The organism is Corynebacterium sp. ACRPF, assembly GCF_022347395.1.
Lineage (GTDB): Bacteria > Actinomycetota > Actinomycetes > Mycobacteriales > Mycobacteriaceae > Corynebacterium > Corynebacterium tuberculostearicum_D.
Genome location: NZ_JAKRNB010000005.1, coordinates 66,970 through 86,103 on the forward strand (window position 1 = coordinate 66,970; position 19,134 = coordinate 86,103).

The window sequence follows — 19,134 nt, forward strand, 5'->3', positions numbered from 1 at the left end:
GGATTTGTAGCGCCTAGAACTGGGCATATGCCCCGTTCCACTTTTACTTATAGCCCCAGGGATTAGCAGGGGCTTTGACCACAATTCCTATCTACGGAAGGTTGCAGAATGGCTGAGCAGCAAAAGCAGTACATCACCCCGGAAACCAAGGCGAAGCTCGAGGCCGAGCTGCAGGAGCTCATCGACCACCGCCCAGTAGTCGCGGCTGAGATCAACGAGCGTCGTGAGGAAGGCGACCTCAAAGAGAACGCCGGTTACGACGCCGCACGTGAGATGCAGGACCAGGAAGAAGCCCGCATCAAGCAGATTTCTGAGGTTCTTGCGAATGCCACCACCGAGCGCGGTGCTGTTCAGGAGGGCGTCGCCCACACCGGTTCCGTAGTTCACGTTTACTACAACGGTGACAAGGACGATAAGGAGACCTTCCTCATCGGTACCCGCGCCGCTGCTTCCGATAACAAGGACCTAGAAACCTATTCTGAGCAGTCCCCGCTGGGCGCTGCCATCCTTGGCGCACAAGAGGGCGAGACCCGCGAGTACACCGCTCCGAATGGCAAGACCATTTCGGTCACCATCGAATCCGCAGCGCCGTATGATTCTGCTAAGGCCGCTGCTCCACGCGAGTCCTAAACTTTTAACCACTTACTACTCTGGAGAAAGAGCACATCCCCATGAAGAAGTTCTCCCGTTTCGCCGCCGCTGGCCTGGTCTTCACCGCTGGCCTCTCCCTCGCTGCTTGCCACCCACCGAACCAGCAGGATTCTGATTCCAAGGTAGAAAATGCCTCCACCTTCACCGGTGAGGCCCCGATGCAGAAGGATGCTGAGACCAGCTCTTCCGCACCAGAGACCGTTATTGAAGAGGAAGCACCTGTAGTCGAGTCCGGTGTTCCAGAAGAGCCAGCACAGCCGCACTTGAACGGTACCGCCACCGAACTGCCACAGCAGTAATAAGGCTTGAAAGGCCGAGGGATATCCCTCGGCCCTTTTTCATGCTATTTTTCTGGGTCCACTTCCCGCACCCAATCCCCGATGACACCGGGTACGACAGCAGGCGGCTCTCCCAAGAGGTCGCGCTTATTTGGATCCCGTTCCACCTGCGTGGTGACGGACTTTACGCGCTTTTTCTCACTGTCTTTACCTCCGCGCATCCCCATCATTGGACCATAGGCCCGCGCCCCTCCGGTTGAGCGGCCTGCATTGCCACCGCGCGCTGCCGCCGCGCTTTCGCTGCTACCTGTTCCTGGAACAAGGCCGCCACCCACGCCGGGCCGCATGCCCGCACCAGCACCGCTGCCAAGACCAGCGCGCATGCCCGAACCGCCGCCGAGTGCATTGCTATGGTCAGCGCGCATGCTCGAACTGACACCGGCGTAGGGCGCTCCGGCTCCGCGTCCAAAGTGCTGGCCCGACTGCGCTCCTCTTCCGGCGCGCGCAATATCGGCGCTGCCACTTACATTTCCTGCAGCGGATCCAATTCCACCTCGTAGCGACTGACCGCCGAGTACGCCGCGGCCCGCATCCGCAGGCCTTCCGGCTGCCATCATCGGCGCCATCCCAGTATTGGCGGATTGCGCTGTAGCTGTCGGCGCCATCGCACCGCTGTTATTAAGCGCGCCTGTATTTGCTCCTGCGGCAACCGGATGCGATGTACCACTAGGAACCTGCCCCATCGCCCCGTTCGGCGCAGTTACGCCCGGCATGGATGCACCTTGGGTGAACACTTCATTTCCGCCGATGGCTACGTGGTCTCCCAGGCCCAGCTTTTCCAGCGAGTTCCTGCCGCTATTATGCATCTGCTGGTGAAAATCATTAATTTCTTGTGGGCTCATCCCCACTGCTTCTAGCCCGTCCACATTGCCATTGACGACGTCGAAGTTCCCCGGCCCCAAATCTCCTCGCGCTATCGCTTCCGCAATCTTCTTTGGCCATACCACGGCATCGGTGGTGTAGCGCTGCCCATCACCGTCAACGCCAGCGAGGCCCGCGTCGACACCGCCGCCTCCCGACGCCGGCGATTGTTCCATCAAAGCGTGCTGGTAAGGCATTGCCTCAACCGCGAAGCGCTGCAGGTCAGGCTGCAACGCGGCCAATGCCGCCTTTTCCGCAATTTCGCGCTCGACCGGTTCTGGAATGGCCATCACTTCCATCGCCATGGCCATCGCAGTGGGCTGCATGCCCATCAGCTTGGCGTGGAATCCGGTCAGCTTCTCCCCCATGACCTTGGCATTTGCTACAAAGTGGCTTCCCGACGCCGCCACTTCCCTAATCTTGGCCGCCGCCCTCGACGTGGCTTCGCTGTCGTTCTCGCCTTCCAAAGACCCGGCTGCTTCCTGCAACCCGCTAACGATATCGTCGACTTCCGACGCCAACGAGGTCCACCGCGCATTCGCCTCCGACACATTCCAAATCTGCGTCGACATTAGGTCTGTAGCCAGCTTCACAATGTCCGTACCGACATTCACCACCGGCATGGAAAACCCAAATGGGCTGTACCCCGGCTCCGGCTGGTTCATAATCGGCATCGACTCAATGCCGATATCCCCACCCGCATCCGCGATCTCCATTCCCCGACTATTCGCGTCCTCCTGCGCCTGAAACCCTCGAGCCTCCCGCCCCAAAGAATCAGAAAGCCACTCCAGCTGTTTTACAAAGCTCGAAATGGAGTTTCGAGCTGATCCTGGATCCGAACTCAAAACTCGCTCATGAATTGCACCAACATGATCGATGCCAGTCACCGGAGAGAAGCTACCCGTAAGCGGACTTACGGCAGCCATATTATTCCCGGCAATGTTATGATTCATGCGTTCAATTTGGTTTATATTTCTTCCTACATTAGCAACGTTAATTTTCATTTAATCCCCCGATAATCATTTAGATTAGGTCTTTGGTCAATCTACTTGCCTTTTCGCAGGCACTACTTTTGGTGTCACCAAAGCTATTCGCCGAGACCGTTACCACGCCTCGCACAGTTGAAATCGTTACGGTGCAAGCCATTTCTGGGAAAATTTCCCCTCTCTGAATTAGAACTCCTGACAATTCGCTGTCGGTGGAATTGACCACCAAGTCTGGCCTAACATTTGAACTCTCAAATGGCTTGAATGTGGAACTAATAGAAAGAACTGTCTCTTCGGAAACACTTTTGTAGCTACACCCCTTTTGACCTGCCTCTATAATGTCTGGGTCACCATAACGCTCCAGTCCAAGATCTTGCAGTTGGTCTTCCGAAATCTCTGTACAAGGATCGAATACTTGGAACCCTGGCTGAGCCGGATCGAATTCCCCCAGTGGCGGTAGGACGCCGGAAGTGTCTTCCGACCCCGTGGCGCCGGCCTCCCCCGGTTGGCCGGCGCCGCCCGCATTCTCCCCGCCATTGGTGTGTGCCGTTTCCCCCTGATTGTCGTGCACATCATCCCCCGCGTCCCCGTTGGTTCCCCCTGCACCGTCGGTCGAACTAATGCCGCCAGCCTCGTCCACCTTGGTGGTCTCCTCTGACGCGCTCCTCGTGCCGATATCCGCAACGCAGCTACTCAGCATAACGGTGCTGACCATCAACGTTGCTACGGTGACCTGACGCTTCACAACAATCCTTCGCGCACTCACTTCCTGACGAGAGGAACAGGAAGAGTGAAACAGAGAACTTTTCACTTCGTATTTCCCGTTCCGGTACACAGCATGCATGAGACTCCAAGAATTTTCTACGCAACCGCAAAGGTTAACGGCAATTTAACAAAATTATTTGTCCCATATGTCACACCCATCACGCCTAAAAGGCGAAGTTTCCTGCTCATTAGCTGTATCAGTTCTGGGAGTGGTTTTGTAGACCAAATGAAGGTTAAACCCGCACTTTATCCCCCAGTACTACCCCAGAAATTACACGTTTGTAAGCGATTCTCGGCAACAAAAAGGCCCGCACCGAAGTGCGGGCCAATACAAAAGAGTCAATTAGTCTCGCTGGAAATAGCTCAGCAGACGGAGGATCTCAGTGTAGAGCCAGACCAAGGTAACTGCGAGGCCGAGAGCCACGCCCCACGCGTTCTTAGCGGGAGCACCGGCGCGGATCATGCGGTCAGCCTGATCAAAGTCAGTCAGGAAGGACAGAGCACCGAGAACGATGCAGACGAGCGAGAAGATGATGGCAATCGGGCCACCATCACGCAGTGGGTTGAAGTCAAAGAAGATCGCGCCCAAGAAGTTAACAAGAGCCATGACAGCAACGCCAGCAATCAAGCCGAAAAGGATCTTGGTGAACTTCGGAGTCACCTTCACTGCGCCAGTCTTGTACACAATCAGCATGCCAATGAATACACCAATCGTGCCGACAATCGCTTGGCCAATGATGGCCATGCCGCCCTCGCCCTGGAAGTTGACGTTGGCGAACATCAAGGAGAAGCCACCGACAAATAGGCCTTCAAATACGGCATAAATCAGGGTGACTGCAGCAGACCCCCACTTCTTGCCAAAAGAGGCAACGAGCACGGTAATGAAGCCACCGATACCACCGACCAGAGTCAAAGCCATGGCGATACCTGGGCTAACTAGCATTCCCAGGGCGAAGTTGATGGCTGCGGCGACGATGATAACGCCGAGGGTAATGCCCGTCTTGGTCACTACGTCATCCACAGTCATGGGACGGGTAGATACGTCCGCGTAACCAGAATTTTGGCGGCTACTATTTTCGGTCAGAGAACTCATTACCGGATTGCTTGAACGCACGGTTGTCCTTTCTAAGAGAGGTGCAAATTAGCTATCTCACCCCATTCAACGAGACACCACCCCATAAAGTTCCACAATCTTTCCATTTAGCTAGAAGTTTTGTGGGTAACTTCCGCATAAAGTCTGTGGAGACCTGTTGACGAGAAAAGTCTCGAGACACCTTCCAGAACGATGTCTCGAGACTTCACATGGTGCCCCCAGTGGGACTCGAACCCACACTGAATCGATTTTAAGTCGACTGCCTCTGCCGATTGGGCTATGGGGGCAAGGGCAAGGAATATTTTAGGCCACCCCACCCTACGGGAGTTAACGAGGGGTACCCTCAGCAGTCAGACCAGCGATAATGCCGTCGAGAATGTCCTTTTCACTGATGAAAAAGCTGCGCGCATCGCAATTGCGCTCGATAAGCTGCATGATGCCTTCGACGGCTACCGCCCCACCGCCAATGACGTCGGCACGGCCGGGGTGAATGACGGGGTTGAGAGCGCGGACGTCGGAAGGCAGGTTAATAAGCTGCTGCAAAAGTACGCGCAGGGCATCGAAACGGAGCTCAGACCCGTGAATGGCATCGGCGTCGTAGCGCTCAAGGCCCTGAGCCAAGGCAGAAAGAGTGGTGAACGTGCCTGCGCAGCCGACGATGGTACGGGCCTTAGAAATAGGTACTATCTTCTCAACTTCCGCCGTGCGCTCGCCGACGTACTCGGAAGCGATTTCAATCTCCGACTCGGTAGGCGGATCTGTACGCATAATGCGTTCGGTTAGCCTGACGCACCCCATGCGGGCAGAGTGGGTGCCCAAGATATCGCCATCGGCCGTGCCTACGACGAACTCGGTCGAACCGCCACCCAGGTCGATGACGCAGAATGGCCCGCGGTCTGGCTCCACATCGGCCACGGCGCCATTAAAGGACAGCAGAGCCTCTTCCTCACCCGAGACGACCTCAGCCTGTGCGCCAGGCTGAATTTGGCCTAGCAACTCAGCGGTCATGTCGAAGAATTCCTGTTGATTCTTGGCATCGCGAGTAGCGGAGGTAGCGACCATCCGCACGCGGGTGACCTTCTCAAACTTCATCTGGCGTACGTAGCCTTCCAAGGCCACGCGGGCGCGGTCTAGGGCCGCAGGGGCAATTTCGCCAGTGGCATCGACTCCCTCTCCCAGGCGGATGATTTCCATGGTGCGGGTAATATCGCGGACCTTGCCGTCATCCTGAATCTCAGAGATGAGCAAGCGAATCGAATTCGTACCGCAATCAATCGCAGCAACGCGAGTCATAGCAGCCCTCCTATTCCGCGTTAGAGAAATCGAACTGGGCCAGGTCAATCCCCAGATCCTCGACGCTGGGCCAGTCCTGCGGGATGGCAGCGCCTCGTAGCTTGCCGTGGTCAGCGGCCATGGCCACCGCTTCAGTTCCCAACCGGAAATGCTGTGGGCCCTCAGCAAGCGAGTACGCGATGAGCACATGCAGACACTTCACCCGATCGGGCATCCCGCCACCGGAGAAATCGGTGCCAAGGTCTTCGATGTCATTGCGCTTGGCCAGGAAGTATTCGTGGGCGCGCTGATAGTCGGCAGCCAAATCCTCGTCCTCACCCAAGCGGGCTTCCATCCACTTCATAACGTGGGCAACCTCCAAGCGTGAGGCTTCGGCAGTAAGCCGTGGGTCGGTGAGGTAGTAGAGGGTGGGGAATGGGGTGCCGTCGGCAAGCTTGGGCGCCGTCTTAATTACCGCGGGCTGCCCATCCGGCGTGCGATAAGAAACCTCCAGGACCCCGCGCGGGGTGCGGCCCAATTGCTCAGTTACTACAGCGATATCTGCATCAGTGACGGTCATGCGGACAATTATCGCACATCTGGATTCTCTTCCGGCGCCGGCTCAATCGGAAGATGATTTACCTGCTCGGACGGAGCTTCTTCCTCAGGCGGCTCGGCTACGGAATCCCACAAAACTTCGTACCATTCGCGGGAATCTTCTTCCTTCTGACCATCTGTGGTGAGCTGGTCATCCGGCTTAATCTGCGGGTCAATGATGCGGTAGGCGGTCTCGCCCTCATCGACGACCCCGAATCGGCGCCGCGCCTCCTGCTTGATGTACTCATCGGATTTATATCTATCAATCTTCTCCAGCAAAGCAGCTTTCTCATCCTGCTTGGCAGCGATTGACTCATTGAGGCGGGCAATTTCGGACCGGCCGTGGTAGTAATTGCGCAGCGGAATGGCGATAGCAAACAAAACCACGAGCACGATAGCTACGATTACGCCTACTCCGGCAATACTCATCCGGTCCGGCTTCTGTTTCTGCTTCAGCTGTGCACGCTGAGCTTTGCGGATATCCGCAGCACGCGAGGCCACCGGAACCTTAGTGCGGCTCCGGTTTCGCTGCCTCTTCTTTTCGCGTGCCATAGGCCTCTAATCCTAGCGCCGTCACTCCTGTAACAGGGACGTGGCACGCGCAATTTGGATACACTAAAAGAAATTCTCCCTCCCAGGAAGGAAGTTTCATGTCCCTCAAGCGCCTCCTCCCCGTTCTCACCGCAACCCTATTCCTTGCCAGCTGCAGCCCTTCCGCCCAAGACGGCGAATACCCCGTCTACGGAGACGGCTACGACCTGAACACCAAAGACGGCATGGCCGACTATCTCAAGGAGTACAAAACCCTGCCGGATGATTACATCAACCACGATGCTGACCAGCTCGAGGGCGACGATCAGCCCGAGACCTTTGAAACCAACGCGGATTCCGTCAAGAAGGCCGGCGAAGCTACCTGCAAGAATGACGAGTTGCTCGACATTTCAAAGGAATATTTCCGAGGAAACACCGACAAATTTGGGGAAGCTGTTATGTCATCAGTCAGCGGCTCTGATGATAAATACAGTGATGTTTTTGAGGCACTGAACATCCCCGATGACGCACCAGACAATGACAAGATCATGGCTGCAGCGATGACCTCACTCGGTGCCGTGATGGCTTGCGGCGATGAATTCAGCGATGAGGAACTGGAAGAGGTCGCTGAGGCCATCCATTCCAGCTAAAACCTCGAACCGGATTCCCTACTTAAGGAATAGCTATGCCCCTCAAGCGTCTCCTCCTCCTAGCCGCCGTAGGCACCCTACTTACCGGGTGCAGCTCGACCGACCACAAAGAAGAAGCAGCCACCGAAGCGGAATCCCCCACTAGCGAAAGCTCTACCAGCAGCGAAACCCCCACCACCACAAGCAGAAAGCACGACCTCAATACCAAAAGCGGTTTCATTTACCACATAAAGGAACACGGCACGATCCCGGACTTTTACCTAGACCTGTTCGGCGCTGGAGCTTCCGAAGAGGCCGACGGCCCTACAAGCTACGAGGTCAACGCCACGACACTGAAGAAGGCTGGATCTATTGCCTGCGAGAATGAGCAAATCCTGGACGACGCCAAGTATTTGCTAACCCATGGCGACAGCGCGTTTGAAGAACTCGTCCCTAGCCTTGAGGAGTTCGATAGGAAATACGCTCCCGTCTACGAAAAGCTTGAAATATCAGCGGCTTCTCCCGTCCTAGACAAGCTTTTTACCATGTACATGGCTGGCGTGGGTTCCCTAGCCACCTGCGGTGACAAATATGACGATAAGGAACTCGAAGCAGTAGCTGACAACGTTTTCAGTTACTAACCCCCAGAGTTTCGCACACTCTTTCGTTTTACCCCTTGCGCACGCCGGAAAGGCGGCTTATACTAGGGGCAGAAATTCGATTGGGTGTGCGATTTATTCCAGAGGGGGAATTTACCGTGACAGCCAGCGACGCACCACCAAAGAAAGCTTATTTTTCTACCAATAACCTCGACGATACGGTTTGCGTTTTGGGCATGCTCCAACGCATTCAATCCTGGCAGCTATACCAATCCGTGCTTCCGCGATTAGAAGACGATGTCGAATGCACTACCTCCGCTTTAGCTAAGCGGGTGGGCTTGAGCTACTGGCGCGTCTTATCCGCGCTGCGCTCTCACCTGCGCATGCGAGAATTGCCGTTAACCACGGCGGTACAGACCGAACATTGGATTCTTGACCTCCCGCGGCTGCACGTTATTGATGCCGAGCTTGCCCCGCTTGGCGACGACGCCGAGGGCATCCAACTAGTCGATGCCGCCCTTGCAGACTTCCTCACCCCGAAGGAACCTGCTCAGCATGTGCCCACGGAATCTGAAATCCGTAGATTCTTGCGCGACTACATCGACGGCATTCTCAAACCAGATATTGAGAAGGAAATCGAGCGCTCCGTTTCCATTTCTTATTCCAAAGGCCAAGCCACCATCACTCTGAAGACGGATAAAGCAACCGCCAGTGCTATTTCACGGCACATCGATAAAGCAGCGCGAAAGAAGAACATCACTAAGTCAGAGGCTTTGGAGACGCGGATCTTTAATCGCACCCAGACAAAAGTAGTAATCAATACCTACGCAGCGGGTGACGATGCTTCTCGCGTATACATACCTTCGGCGGGATGGTGCGTTCTTACAGAACATTTAAGCAATTACTCGATGACTCGCGAGCTGTGCCCAGAAGAAACATCCTCCTACGTTCCCACCGAACAAATCAGGACATGGGTTCACGGTCGCGATGCCACGTGCCGTTGGCCGGGGTGCTCCATGCCGGCGCATTACTGCCAGCTTGATCATCGAGTGGAGTATGCCGACGGCGGACCGACGAGCGTCGATAATCTTGTCACTCTCTGTCAACACCACCACAACGTAAAGACCGATGGTAGGGCACGCTACATAATGGATCCCATCACTGGGGACGTTGCCTGGCTCTTTTCGGACGGCACCTTCGAAATTGACCGTGCCCAAGGGCCTTTAGCACCGCGGACCATGAATTGGAAGCAAACCTGGCAACAATACCTAGACATGCGAAAGCGCCCCCGCGGCAATGCGAGGGCGCTACGAAAGGAGGCGATTAAGCCTTAAAGCGCGGGAATGCGGAGCGGCCGGCGTAAACTGCGCCGTCGCCAAGCTCCTGCTCAATACGCAGCAGCTGGTTGTACTTAGCTACGCGCTCGGAACGAGCCGGTGCACCGGTCTTGATCTGGCCACAGTTCAGAGCAACAGCCAAGTCTGCGATGGTGGTGTCCTCGGTCTCACCGGAGCGGTGGGACATCATGGTGCGGTAACCATTTCGGTGAGCCAGCTCGACAGCGTCGAAGGTCTCGGTCAGGGTACCAATCTGGTTGACCTTAACCAGCAGGGCGTTAGCAGCCTTCTTCTCAATACCCTCCTGCAGGCGGGCAGGGTTGGTGACGAAGAAGTCATCGCCGACGATCTGTACCTTCTCGCCAATTGCGGCGGTCAGGGCGGTGTAGCCATCCCAGTCATCTTCCTGCAGCGGATCCTCGATGGAGACGATCGGGTACTGGTCGATGAGGTCCTCGTAGACCTTGGACATTTCTTCAGCGGTGTGCTCGCCACCCTCGAAGTGGTACTTGCCGTCCTTGAAGAACTCGGAGGAAGCAACGTCAAGTGCCAGGGCTACGTCCTTGCCTGGCTCGAAGCCGGCCTTCTTGATGGCGTCCACGATAACGTCGAGAGCAGCCTTGGTGGAGTCAACGGACGGAGCGAAGCCGCCCTCGTCGCCTAGGCCAGTGGACAGACCCTTGTCCTTCAGCACTGCCTTCAGTGCGTGGTAGACCTCGGCGCCCATGCGCAGAGCCTCGGCGAAGGACTCCGCACCAATCGGAGCGATCATGAATTCCTGAACGTCAACGCCGGAGTCAGCGTGTGCGCCGCCGTTGAGGATGTTCATCATTGGCACTGGCAGCACGTGAGCGTTTGGGCCGCCGATGTAGCGGTACAGCGGCAGTGCAGCGGACTCTGCAGCGGCCTTGGCTGCGGCGATGGAAACGCCCAGGATGGCGTTTGCGCCGAGCTCGGACTTGTTATCGGTACCGTCCAGCTTAATCAGTGCCTGGTCAATGAGGCGCTGGTCGTCGGCTTCGAAGCCGGCGATCTCATCGGCAATCTTCTCGTTGATGTTCTCAACAGCCTTCAGAACACCCTTACCCTGGTAGCGCTCGCCGCCGTCGCGCAGCTCGTGAGCCTCGTGCACACCGGTAGAAGCACCGGAAGGAACGCCGGCAACACCGCGGGCGCCGTCATCAAGGAAGACCTCGGCCTCAATGGTTGGGTTGCCACGGGAATCAAGAATTTCGCGGGCGAAAGTGTGGATGATATCAGCCATGCTGTTTTTCACTCCTCATAAAAAAGTTCGCTCTGGACCAGCCGGCCCAGCTACGTTGTCAATTGTTGCAGAAAACTTTACTGTGTGACGCTACTTAGCACTTTGCGGAACCGAGTAAGCATTGGCGGCGTGTGCAACTTTATGCAAATACTCGCTGGACTGATTGTAATTTAGGACTGCTTCCTCCCACTGTTCTGGGTTAGAGAGATCTCTATCACCAAAACATAAAAGTCCGGCGGCGCCAACTGCGGCGTCGTCGATTTGGTTGGGGTCCGCCTTCCCATCGCCGTTGGCATCAGCGCCCACCGACTCCCACGTGGTCGGGATAAATTGCATCGGGCCGACGGCGCGGTCATATTCGGAATCCCCATCGATGTCGCCATTATCGGTATCTGGGGTGTGCGCCGTATTGTTCAGGCCATCGAGGGCGATGCCGTTGATGGGTGGTTGGGGGTAGCCGGCGTCGTCAAGCTTGGAGGGCTTAAACCAATTGCCGTTGTAGGTGCCATGGCGGGTCTCCACGTAGCCCAGCCCGGCAAGGGTATTCCAGCGCAGATGACAATTCGGCCATTTTTGCTGAGCGATGAGTTCGGCGTTGCCATAAGCGCGCAGGGCGGCCGGCGGGATGCCCGTCTGCTCAGCTAGGTCAGAGGCCCAGTAGGTAAGCTTATCCGCGGTGCGGCCGGGGGCGTTGACGTCAATATGCGCGACCTCTTTGCCTTCAACGGGCGGAATGTTCTCCGGTACGGGCTCCTGGGAAGTGCCGTGCCCCGTCAACAGCCATGCCACCAACGCGATGATCACGGCTACGGCCACCCCGCAGCCCCCGAATATCTGCAGGAGCCTCTTCATGAGAAGCCATCCTACATTCCCTTGCCTTCGCGCCACAGCCTCTCTTGCGTGTCAACGTCGACAATCTCCGTGGTGCCATCAAATAGGTATGGGGCGCGGGCGCGCATTTTGGTGAGGAAGCTCTGGGCGACGTCGTCAAGCGAAAAGGTGGAGATTTCCGCATGGAAGAGCACCTGGAGGAAGACATCCCCCAATTCCTTGAGCATCTCGCTTTCCGGTTCGCGATTGCGCACGGCCGCGGCGAATTCGGCGGATTCCTCCTCAAGATAAGGCAAGAGTGAGGTATGGGTTTGCTCGCGCTCCCACTCCCCAATGCGCCGCGCCGTGGCCATGGTCTGGCGCGCCTGCATGATGGGATCCGCAAGGGATTCGGCGCGAATGACGGACTCGCCGCTAGCGAGGCGGGCGCGAGTTTCCGGATCGTGTTCGTCGGTGCTTACCAAGGTGCCGGTGGCGTCCTCGCCTACCAGCAGATCGGAAAAATTCCACCGTACGGACACGGGTACCTCACCCGTGAAGTGGACGGGGCCACGCAGCTTCCCGTATGCCTGCATGGGGATCATGGTGGGCCAGCGTTCATCGAGCAACAGCACAGTCATGTGCACAAAGTCTAGCCCGAGTTCCCATTATGGGGCTATTCAAGGTATTTTAGGCCAATGACCTCCAGCCAGAATAGATCCCACTCCGTGACGTTGTGGACCCTCGTCGCGCTGATTATCGGTTCCACCGTGGGCGCGGGTATTTTCTCGCTGCCCCAAAACATTGCCTCCGTTGCCGGCCCAGGCGCGATGCTCATTGGCTGGCTGGTAGCGGGCATCGGCATGCTGTCTGTGGCGTTTGTTTTTCAGATTCTGGCCCGCCGCAAGCCGCACCTTGATTCTGGCGTTTATTCCTACGTGCGTGCCGGCCTCGGCGATTTTATTGGTTTTACCTCCGGCTGGGGCTACTGGCTGGGCTCCGTTATGGCACAGGTGGGCTATGCCACCCTCTTTTTCAATACCTTGGGCCATTACCTGCCGCTTTTCGACGCCGACCATTACTGGACCTCCGCCATCGCCGTCTCCCTCCTTTCCTGGGGCATTTTTGCGGTGCTTGCCCGCGGCATCAAGCAGGCCGCGTTCATGAACCTCATCACCACAATTGCCAAGATTGTGCCCATCCTGGCCTTTGTGGTGCTCATTGCTTTCCTCGGATTCAGCTGGGATAAATTCACCTTGGATTTCTGGGGACGCGCTTCAGAGGCCAGCGTCTTTGAGCAGGTCCAGGGGATCATGCTCTTTACCGTGTGGGTCTTCATTGGTGTGGAGGGCGCATCCGTTTATTCCAAGCAGGCTTCTAAGCGCACCGACGTCGGCCGCGCGACCGTCATCGGCTTCTTCTCCGTGCTGGCGCTGCTGGTTTCCGTGTCTACCCTGAGTTTTGGCGTGATGACCAAGGAAGAACTGGCCGCACTGCCGGATAATTCCATGGCCTCCGTACTCACCGAGGTCATCGGCCCCTGGGGCGGCGCGCTGGTGTCTATTGGACTGTGCTTGTCGGTTTTGGGTGCCTACGTCTCTTGGCAGATGTTGTGCGCCGAGCCCATCGTAATGATGGCCATCGACGGCCTCATTCCCCGCCGCATTGGCACCATTAACGTGGCGGGTGCGCCGTGGGTAGCGCAGCTGATTTCCACGATGGCCATCCAGCTATTCATCATCGTCTTCTACCTCAACGAGGCGTCTTATAATGCCATGGTGCAGCTGGCCACCATCATGTACTTGCTACCCTATATCTTCTCTTCCCTGTACCTGCTGCTCTTGGCGCTGCGGGGCAAGGGGCTGTCTCACCCGCAGGCGGGTATCAAATTTGACCTTTCAGGGCCAGAGGTAAGCCGCAAGGAAAACCGCAAGCACCTAGCCATCGCTTTGCTCGCGTTTATCTATTCGCTGTGGCTAATTTATGCGGCCGACCTCGTCTACGTCCTACTCGGCGCATTGGCCGTGGTACCGGGACTTATTCCGTATGTCGGCACCCGGTTGTGGAAGAAGGAACGCATCTTCAACACCTTCGAGTGGTGCGTGGTGGCCATTGTCTTTGCCGGTGCCGCCACCGCCATTTGGGGCTTGAGCACCGGCTGGCTCACCCTCTAGCTACTCCCCTACGCTGACCACGTTCGAGGTGGGCTGGGCGCCGCTGACGTTGATGGGGTCGACGTCGAAAAGCGCGCTTAGGAAGTCCGCCGCCCACTGAATGAGCTCGGTATCGCGCAGCTTCGGCGAGGTGACATTGCGCCCAGCTTTGGGGAACGGCACGTTGATTGCCTTCGCCGCCGCACGGAAGCTGGAGCCCGGATATAGGCGCTTGAGACGCACCTGCTTGGAATCCGGCAGCTCCACGGGGTGGAACTTGACGCGGGTGCCCTGCACGGTGATATCGGAGATGCCGGCGCGGCGCGCCTGGTGGCGCAGGCGAGCAACGGAAAGCAGGCGCAGGACCTCCTGCGGCAGCGGGCCGAAGCGGTCTTTCATTTCCTCGATGACGGCCTTGAGATCATCGTCATTCTGCGAGGCCGCAAGCTTGCGATAGACCTCTAGGCGCAGGCGCTCGGAGTCGATATATCCTTCCGGAATATGCGCATCCACGGGGAGATCGATGCGGATTTCCTTCGGGCCCTCATCAGTAACGGTGGGGGCCTCGCCGCGGGCGAGCGATTTGAAGGTCTCGACCGCCTCGCCAACGAGGCGCACGTAAAGATCGAAGCCCACACCGGCAATGTGGCCGGACTGTTGGGCGCCAAGGACGTTGCCGGCACCGCGCATCTCCAAGTCCTTCATGGCTACGGCCATGCCGGCACCAAGGTCATTGTTTTGCGCGATAGTTGCCAGGCGGTCATAGGAAGTTTCCGTGAGCGTGGCCCCCTTGGGGTACAGGAAGTAGGCATAGCCGCGCTCGCGGGAGCGGCCCACGCGCCCGCGCAGCTGATGCAGCTGAGACAAGCCCATATGGTGGGCGTTTTCCACAATGAGGGTATTCGCATTAGCGATATCCAGGCCGGTTTCCACGATGGTGGTACATACCAAAACGTCATACTCGCGATCCCAGAAACCCTGGACGGTCTGCTCGAGCACCTCCTCGTTCATCTGGCCATGCGCGACGACGACGCGGGCCTCCGGTACCAGGTCACGCAGCTCGCGGGCCTTCTTTTCGATATCAGAGACTTTGTTGTGGATGAAAAAGGTCTGACCATCGCGCAGCAGCTCGCGGCGGATGGCCGCGGCTACCTGCTTATCCTCATAAGCGCCGACGTAGGTCAGCACCGGGTGGCGGTCTTCCGGCGGGGTCAGGATGGTGGACATCTCGCGGATGCCAGCCATAGACATCTCCAAGGTGCGCGGGATAGGTGTCGCGGACATGGTGAGCACATCCACGCTGGCCTTGAGCGCCTTAATGTGTTCCTTATGCTCCACGCCAAAGCGCTGCTCCTCGTCCACGACGATGAGGCCGAGGTTCTTCCAGTGCACGCCAGTCTGGAGGAGGCGGTGCGTGCCGACGACGATATCGACGCTGCCATCGGCCAGGCCCTTGAAGATGTCCTTCGCTTCCTTCTTTGAGGTAAAGCGCGAAAGCACCTCAATCTTGACGGGGAAGCCGGTCATGCGCTCGCTGAAGGTATCAAAATGCTGCTGCGCCAGCAGCGTGGTGGGCACGAGGACGGCCACCTGCATGCCATCCTGCACGGCCTTGAAGGCGGCCCGGATGGCCACCTCGGTCTTGCCGTAACCCACATCGCCGACGACGACGCGGTCCATCGGCACTGTGGACTCCATATCGTGCTTGACGGCGTCGATAGCCAGCATCTGGTCTTCGGTTTCGACGAAGGGGAAATTATCCTCCATCTCCGCCTGCCACGGATTATCCGGGGAGAATTGGTGCCCCGGCGCGGCCTGGCGCTTGGCGTAGAGCTCAACCAGCTCGCCGGCGATTTCGCGCACGGCCGCGCGCGCCTTCTTCTTGGTGTTCTTCCAGTCGGAACCGCCCATCTTGGACAGGTGAGGCGATTCGCCACCGGTGTACTTGCTGAGCAGATCCAGCGAGTCCATGGGAACCCAGAGCTGATCGGCGGGTTGACCACGCTTGGAGGGCGCGTACTCGAGCACGATGTATTCGCGGCGGCTGGTTTCATCGCCGGACTGGATGGTGCGCTCGGCCATCTTGAGGAACTTGCCGATGCCGTGGGTCTCGTGCACCACAAAATCGCCCTGCTTGAGGGCCAGCGGGTCAACCTTATTGCGGCGTTTGGCGGGTCGGCGCTTTGCTTCGGCGATATCGCCTACGCGGTTACCGGTCAGATCCGTCTCGGTGACAACGACCAGTGGGAGGGGCTCAGCGTCCTTGGGCTTTTTCACCTTGGGAAATACCAGGCCGGCGTGGCTTAGTGCTTGGTAGAGGGTGACTTCACCGGCGGTGGGTTCCCAGCCAGGGGTAGCCACCTTGGTGCGGATGCCCTTTTCTGCAAAGCGATCCACCATACGCTTGATGGCACCTTGCGCCGGCGCGATGAAGGCTGCCCGGCCGCCGGCGTTGGTGTGCGCGAGGAGTTGGGCCATCATGGCATCGATTTCTTCGATATTGCCGCGCGGGGTGGGCCCTGGTTCGAATTCGAGCGGGAGGGTCTCCTCTTCCGGGGCGGCGAGCATTCCCGGTGGGGAGAAAGTCCACAGGGGCAGGCCGGCCTCGCTTATGGAGACCTCGAGGGATTCATAGGAGCGGTAGCTGGATGCCTCGGTATCGAGCCCTTCGGTTGCCAGCGGGCCATCGGCACCCATGGCCGCGGCTTCCCAACCGGCAGCGAGGAATTCCGCATCGGTCTTTTCTAGATCCGCCACGCGGCGGCGAATCTTTTCCGGGCCGACCATCACCACGTGGGTGGTGGGGCGCAGGAATTCGGGGAGGGTGATCATGGGGGCGTCGGAAAGCGCGGGCAGGAGCGCCTCCATACCTTCGGCCGGGATGTGCTCGCTTACCTTGGTCAGCAGCTCCACCAAGGCGGGATTGCCGGGGTGATTGACGGCGAGATCGGCCGCACGCTTGGCAATGGCGTCCGTAATAGGCAGCTCGCGGGCCGGGAAAATGTCTACGCGGCCCACCTCGATTTCAGGGATGGTGCGCTGGTCAGCTACGGAAAATTGGCGGATATCGGTAATCTCATCGCCCCAAAACTCCACGCGGACCGGATAATCCAGCGTGGTGGGGAAAATATCGATGATGCCGCCGCGCGTAGCGTACTCGCCGCGCTTAGCCACCATGTCTACGTGCTTATAGGCGCGGAACTCGAGCTCGCGGACTACCTCATCGAAGTCATATTCTTGATCTTCTTCGAGGTGGACGGGAGCGCGGCCCTCCACCTCCTGGAGGATGGGCTGGGACAGGCCGCGGGCGGCGGTGACGATGACCTGCAGGCTATCGAGATTGTGCAGAACTTCAGCGCGGCGGCCGATGATGTCTACGCCGGGGCTCAGTCGCTCGTGCGGCAAGGTCTCCCAGGCGGGGAACATGGCCACCTTCTGCCCCAGCATCGCCGTAAGCTCCGCCGTGAGGTCCTCGGCCTCGCGGCTCGTAGCGGTTACCACGAGCACTGGGGCATGATGAGCCAAGGTGCCCAAGGCCCACGGCCGGGACTGATCCAAGCCTGTGATGTGGAGGTCTTCGCCCACATGAGAAATCATGCCCTTGAGCTTGGGATCCGAGGCCGCTACCTTGAGCAGGCCGGCCAGCATTGGGGTCGCCATCTATTTGCCTCCTAGCTTGGGCTTTACTTCCATACCGGACAAACCATTCCAGCATAGATTGACAATATGCGTGGCGACGACTTCCTTGTCCGGGTTGCGCTCATCCAGCCACCATTGCGCAGTGGTCGATACCATTCCCACCAGCGCTTGGCCGTAAATATCCGCCAAATCCGGGTCGATGCCACGGTGCTCAAATGCTTCGCTCAAAATATAGGAAACCTGGCCCACCGCGGAATTCAACAGCGTGGAAAAGCTGCGTTCGTCGCCGGGCTTGGCATCGCGCACCAGGATGAGAAAGCCATCAGTTTCTTCCTCGACATAGGTCAAAATGGCCATGACGGCCTGCTCGATGCGCTCGCGCCAGCTTCCGGTCTCCAAGGAATCAGTAATAACCTTTTCCAGTGCTAGCATCTCGCGGTCCACGACCACCGCGTAGAGGCCTTCCTTGCCCCCGAAGTGCTCATAGACCACAGGTTTGGATACCCCGGCGCGTGCCGCGATCTCTTCGACGCTGGTTCCTTCAAAACCCAGTTCCGCGAATGCGGCGCGTCCGATGGAAATGAGTTGTTCGCGGCGTTCCCGGCCGGTCATCCTTTGTCGAGCCATGCCCTCTACCCTATCCTTTGCCCCGCAATTTGTGATTTACCCGGGGCCGTCAGGTACGCTATGCCTACAGCTTTTGCTGTGTTTCCCCATGGTGTAATCGGCAACACTACGGTTTTTGGTACCGTCATTCTAGGTTCGAGTCCTGGTGGGGAAGCTTTTTTAGTTTTTCTTCCTGCCGCGGCGAAAGCCTTTGAGCTCGGCTTTCTTCGCAATCGCCGCCACTTGGGCAGCGGTGTAGTTAACAGGGGCTACACCGGCACGGGGCAGAACCCAGCCGCGCCAATAGGACACGATGGCCATGCCACTGCCGACGATCGGCGCAACCACCATGCCGAGTGCAAACTGTCCATAATCGGCAAAGGTAACCATGACGATGCCGGTGAGGATAGAGGGCACGGCATACAGGGGGCTGCCGCCAAAGATGGACGGGATTTCCCCGGAGGCAATATCGCGGACCATTCCTCCGCCCACCGCGGTAAGCACGCCCAGAAAGACACAGGGAATAAGTGGCATGCCGTGGGTGAGCGCTTTAACGCAGCCGGTGGTGGACCACACGCCGAGAATGATGGCATCGCCGTGTTCGCGGAAAAGCTCCCACTCCTTGCCCTTGAGATCGATAAGAAACGCAATAAGCGCACCACAGCAAGCAAGGCCGAGGTACCACGGGTCCGAGATCGCTGCCGCTGCTCCATCCCCGATGAGCATGTCACGGATCATGCCACCGGCCAGCCCAGAAAAGAGGGCGAGGAACACGAAGCCCACGATGTCGAATTCACGGCGGCGGGCAAGGGTGCCGCCAATGATGCCGTTCAAAACCACGCCGAGAAGATCGAAGGCTTGGTACAGCGAATTGATGAGGGGATCGACATCGTGCATGATTCTTAGGCCTCCTGCCGCGCGGGTAGAATTTCGGCGTGACTGCGGCCGTGTTTTACTCTCCGGCGTGTCAGCATGGCTCTTATTTAACCAACTCGTTTCTCTG

At 57.9% G+C, this 19,134-nt stretch carries 18 protein-coding genes and 1 tRNA gene; 6 read left to right on the plus strand and 13 right to left on the minus strand.

Translation table 11 applies throughout. The features are described 5' to 3' along the window. Nucleotides 1–108 precede the first annotated feature (108 nt). Both greA and MHX61_RS03465 read left to right on the plus strand, forming a co-directional pair. Nucleotides 109–630, plus strand: a complete 522-nt coding sequence (gene greA / locus MHX61_RS03460; RefSeq protein WP_005323614.1) for a transcription elongation factor GreA — start codon at nucleotides 109–111, stop codon at nucleotides 628–630. A 41-nt stretch (nucleotides 631–671) separates the two neighbouring features. After that, complete coding sequence (locus tag MHX61_RS03465; RefSeq protein WP_239192640.1) at nucleotides 672–950, plus strand: thiamine biosynthesis protein X; 279 nt, start codon at nucleotides 672–674, stop codon at nucleotides 948–950. Between the two features lie 44 nt (nucleotides 951–994). Here the strand turns inward: MHX61_RS03465 and MHX61_RS03470 are convergent, their stop codons facing one another. The 7 genes from MHX61_RS03470 to MHX61_RS03500 all read right to left on the minus strand — a co-directional run bounded on the left by MHX61_RS03470 (nucleotide 995) and on the right by MHX61_RS03500 (nucleotide 7,115). Continuing rightward, nucleotides 995–2,854: a hypothetical protein gene (locus MHX61_RS03470; RefSeq protein WP_239192643.1), complete on the minus strand. Its 1,860-nt coding sequence runs from the start codon at nucleotides 2,852–2,854 to the stop codon at nucleotides 995–997. A 19-nt stretch (nucleotides 2,855–2,873) separates the two neighbouring features. Then, the gene (locus MHX61_RS03475) at nucleotides 2,874–3,581 is read right to left on the minus strand and encodes a DUF3558 family protein (protein ID WP_239192645.1); all 708 of its coding nucleotides are present in this window, start codon (nucleotides 3,579–3,581) and stop codon (nucleotides 2,874–2,876) included. Nucleotides 3,582–3,944: 363 nt separating this feature from the next. Continuing rightward, nucleotides 3,945–4,694, minus strand: a complete 750-nt coding sequence (locus tag MHX61_RS03480; protein WP_255717538.1) for a Bax inhibitor-1/YccA family protein — start codon at nucleotides 4,692–4,694, stop codon at nucleotides 3,945–3,947. Nucleotides 4,695–4,904: 210 nt separating this feature from the next. After that, a tRNA-Leu gene (locus MHX61_RS03485) sits at nucleotides 4,905–4,981 on the minus strand. Between the two features lie 40 nt (nucleotides 4,982–5,021). Continuing rightward, entirely contained in the window at nucleotides 5,022–5,987 is a 966-nt protein-coding gene (locus MHX61_RS03490) for a Ppx/GppA phosphatase family protein (protein ID WP_239192651.1), read from the minus strand. A gap of 10 nt (nucleotides 5,988–5,997) precedes the next feature. Then, nucleotides 5,998–6,546 (minus strand): DUF501 domain-containing protein, encoded by a 549-nt coding sequence (locus tag MHX61_RS03495; protein WP_239192654.1) that lies wholly within the window; start codon nucleotides 6,544–6,546, stop codon nucleotides 5,998–6,000. Nucleotides 6,547–6,554: 8 nt separating this feature from the next. Next, nucleotides 6,555–7,115, minus strand: coding sequence for a septum formation initiator family protein (locus MHX61_RS03500; protein ID WP_239192657.1), 561 nt, complete (start codon nucleotides 7,113–7,115; stop codon nucleotides 6,555–6,557). A 98-nt stretch (nucleotides 7,116–7,213) separates the two neighbouring features. Between MHX61_RS03500 and MHX61_RS03505 the strand changes: the two genes are divergently transcribed. The 3 genes from MHX61_RS03505 to MHX61_RS03515 all read left to right on the plus strand — a co-directional run bounded on the left by MHX61_RS03505 (nucleotide 7,214) and on the right by MHX61_RS03515 (nucleotide 9,656). Next, nucleotides 7,214–7,744: a ribonuclease gene (locus MHX61_RS03505; RefSeq protein WP_204609660.1), complete on the plus strand. Its 531-nt coding sequence runs from the start codon at nucleotides 7,214–7,216 to the stop codon at nucleotides 7,742–7,744. A 35-nt stretch (nucleotides 7,745–7,779) separates the two neighbouring features. Continuing rightward, a complete protein-coding gene (locus MHX61_RS03510) occupies nucleotides 7,780–8,364 on the plus strand; it encodes a hypothetical protein (protein WP_239192660.1) in 585 nt (194 codons plus the stop codon). 194 nt (nucleotides 8,365–8,558) lie between these two features. Continuing rightward, nucleotides 8,559–9,656 carry an HNH endonuclease signature motif containing protein gene (locus MHX61_RS03515; RefSeq protein WP_239192663.1) on the plus strand — a complete coding sequence of 366 codons (1,098 nt, stop codon included), beginning with the start codon at nucleotides 8,559–8,561 and terminating at the stop codon, nucleotides 9,654–9,656. On the opposite strand, the gene eno is transcribed toward MHX61_RS03515, so the two are convergent. From eno to MHX61_RS03530, 3 genes are all read right to left on the minus strand, one after another. Then, nucleotides 9,646–10,923: a phosphopyruvate hydratase gene (gene eno / locus MHX61_RS03520; RefSeq protein ID WP_239192666.1), complete on the minus strand. Its 1,278-nt coding sequence runs from the start codon at nucleotides 10,921–10,923 to the stop codon at nucleotides 9,646–9,648. The genes MHX61_RS03515 and eno overlap by 11 nt on opposite strands. Before the next feature lie 90 nt (nucleotides 10,924–11,013). Continuing rightward, entirely contained in the window at nucleotides 11,014–11,775 is a 762-nt protein-coding gene (locus MHX61_RS03525; protein ID WP_049379128.1) for a lytic transglycosylase domain-containing protein, read from the minus strand. An 11-nt stretch (nucleotides 11,776–11,786) separates the two neighbouring features. Continuing rightward, the gene (locus MHX61_RS03530) at nucleotides 11,787–12,374 is read right to left on the minus strand and encodes a MazG nucleotide pyrophosphohydrolase domain-containing protein (RefSeq protein WP_239192669.1); all 588 of its coding nucleotides are present in this window, start codon (nucleotides 12,372–12,374) and stop codon (nucleotides 11,787–11,789) included. A 57-nt stretch (nucleotides 12,375–12,431) separates the two neighbouring features. On the opposite strand from MHX61_RS03530, the gene MHX61_RS03535 reads away from it, so the two are divergent. After that, nucleotides 12,432–13,907, plus strand: coding sequence for an amino acid permease (locus MHX61_RS03535; protein WP_239192672.1), 1,476 nt, complete (start codon nucleotides 12,432–12,434; stop codon nucleotides 13,905–13,907). Here MHX61_RS03535 and mfd read toward each other — a convergent pair whose 3' ends face one another. The 3 genes from mfd to MHX61_RS03550 form a co-directional block, all read right to left on the minus strand. Continuing rightward, nucleotides 13,908–17,546 (minus strand): transcription-repair coupling factor, encoded by a 3,639-nt coding sequence (gene mfd / locus MHX61_RS03540; RefSeq protein WP_239192675.1) that lies wholly within the window; start codon nucleotides 17,544–17,546, stop codon nucleotides 13,908–13,910. Then, nucleotides 17,547–18,152 (minus strand): TetR/AcrR family transcriptional regulator, encoded by a 606-nt coding sequence (locus MHX61_RS03545; RefSeq protein ID WP_239192679.1) that lies wholly within the window; start codon nucleotides 18,150–18,152, stop codon nucleotides 17,547–17,549. It abuts the gene before it with no gap. Nucleotides 18,153–18,311: 159 nt separating this feature from the next. Then, on the minus strand, nucleotides 18,312–19,028 hold the full coding sequence (locus MHX61_RS03550) for a trimeric intracellular cation channel family protein (protein ID WP_239192683.1): 717 nt from the start codon (nucleotides 19,026–19,028) through the stop codon (nucleotides 18,312–18,314). Nucleotides 19,029–19,134 lie beyond the last annotated feature (106 nt).

Coding starts and splice junctions, on each gene's coding strand:
- MHX61_RS03530 (WP_239192669.1), bottom strand. CDS start 12,374: ATGACTGTGCTGTTGCTCGATGAACGCTGGCCCACCATGATCCCCATG.
- MHX61_RS03545 (WP_239192679.1), bottom strand. CDS start 18,152: ATGGCTCGACAAAGGATGACCGGCCGGGAACGCCGCGAACAACTCATT.
- MHX61_RS03510 (WP_239192660.1), top strand. CDS start 7,780: ATGCCCCTCAAGCGTCTCCTCCTCCTAGCCGCCGTAGGCACCCTACTT.
- MHX61_RS03490 (WP_239192651.1), bottom strand. CDS start 5,987: ATGACTCGCGTTGCTGCGATTGATTGCGGTACGAATTCGATTCGCTTG.
- MHX61_RS03525 (WP_049379128.1), bottom strand. CDS start 11,775: ATGAAGAGGCTCCTGCAGATATTCGGGGGCTGCGGGGTGGCCGTAGCC.
- MHX61_RS03500 (WP_239192657.1), bottom strand. CDS start 7,115: ATGGCACGCGAAAAGAAGAGGCAGCGAAACCGGAGCCGCACTAAGGTT.
- mfd (WP_239192675.1), bottom strand. CDS start 17,546: ATGGCGACCCCAATGCTGGCCGGCCTGCTCAAGGTAGCGGCCTCGGAT.
- MHX61_RS03465 (WP_239192640.1), top strand. CDS start 672: ATGAAGAAGTTCTCCCGTTTCGCCGCCGCTGGCCTGGTCTTCACCGCT.
- eno (WP_239192666.1), bottom strand. CDS start 10,923: ATGGCTGATATCATCCACACTTTCGCCCGCGAAATTCTTGATTCCCGT.
- MHX61_RS03480 (WP_255717538.1), bottom strand. CDS start 4,694: ATGAGTTCTCTGACCGAAAATAGTAGCCGCCAAAATTCTGGTTACGCG.
- MHX61_RS03495 (WP_239192654.1), bottom strand. CDS start 6,546: ATGACCGTCACTGATGCAGATATCGCTGTAGTAACTGAGCAATTGGGC.
- MHX61_RS03535 (WP_239192672.1), top strand. CDS start 12,432: ATGACCTCCAGCCAGAATAGATCCCACTCCGTGACGTTGTGGACCCTC.
- MHX61_RS03470 (WP_239192643.1), bottom strand. CDS start 2,854: ATGAAAATTAACGTTGCTAATGTAGGAAGAAATATAAACCAAATTGAA.
- greA (WP_005323614.1), top strand. CDS start 109: ATGGCTGAGCAGCAAAAGCAGTACATCACCCCGGAAACCAAGGCGAAG.
- MHX61_RS03505 (WP_204609660.1), top strand. CDS start 7,214: ATGTCCCTCAAGCGCCTCCTCCCCGTTCTCACCGCAACCCTATTCCTT.
- MHX61_RS03550 (WP_239192683.1), bottom strand. CDS start 19,028: ATGCACGATGTCGATCCCCTCATCAATTCGCTGTACCAAGCCTTCGAT.
- MHX61_RS03515 (WP_239192663.1), top strand. CDS start 8,559: ATGCTCCAACGCATTCAATCCTGGCAGCTATACCAATCCGTGCTTCCG.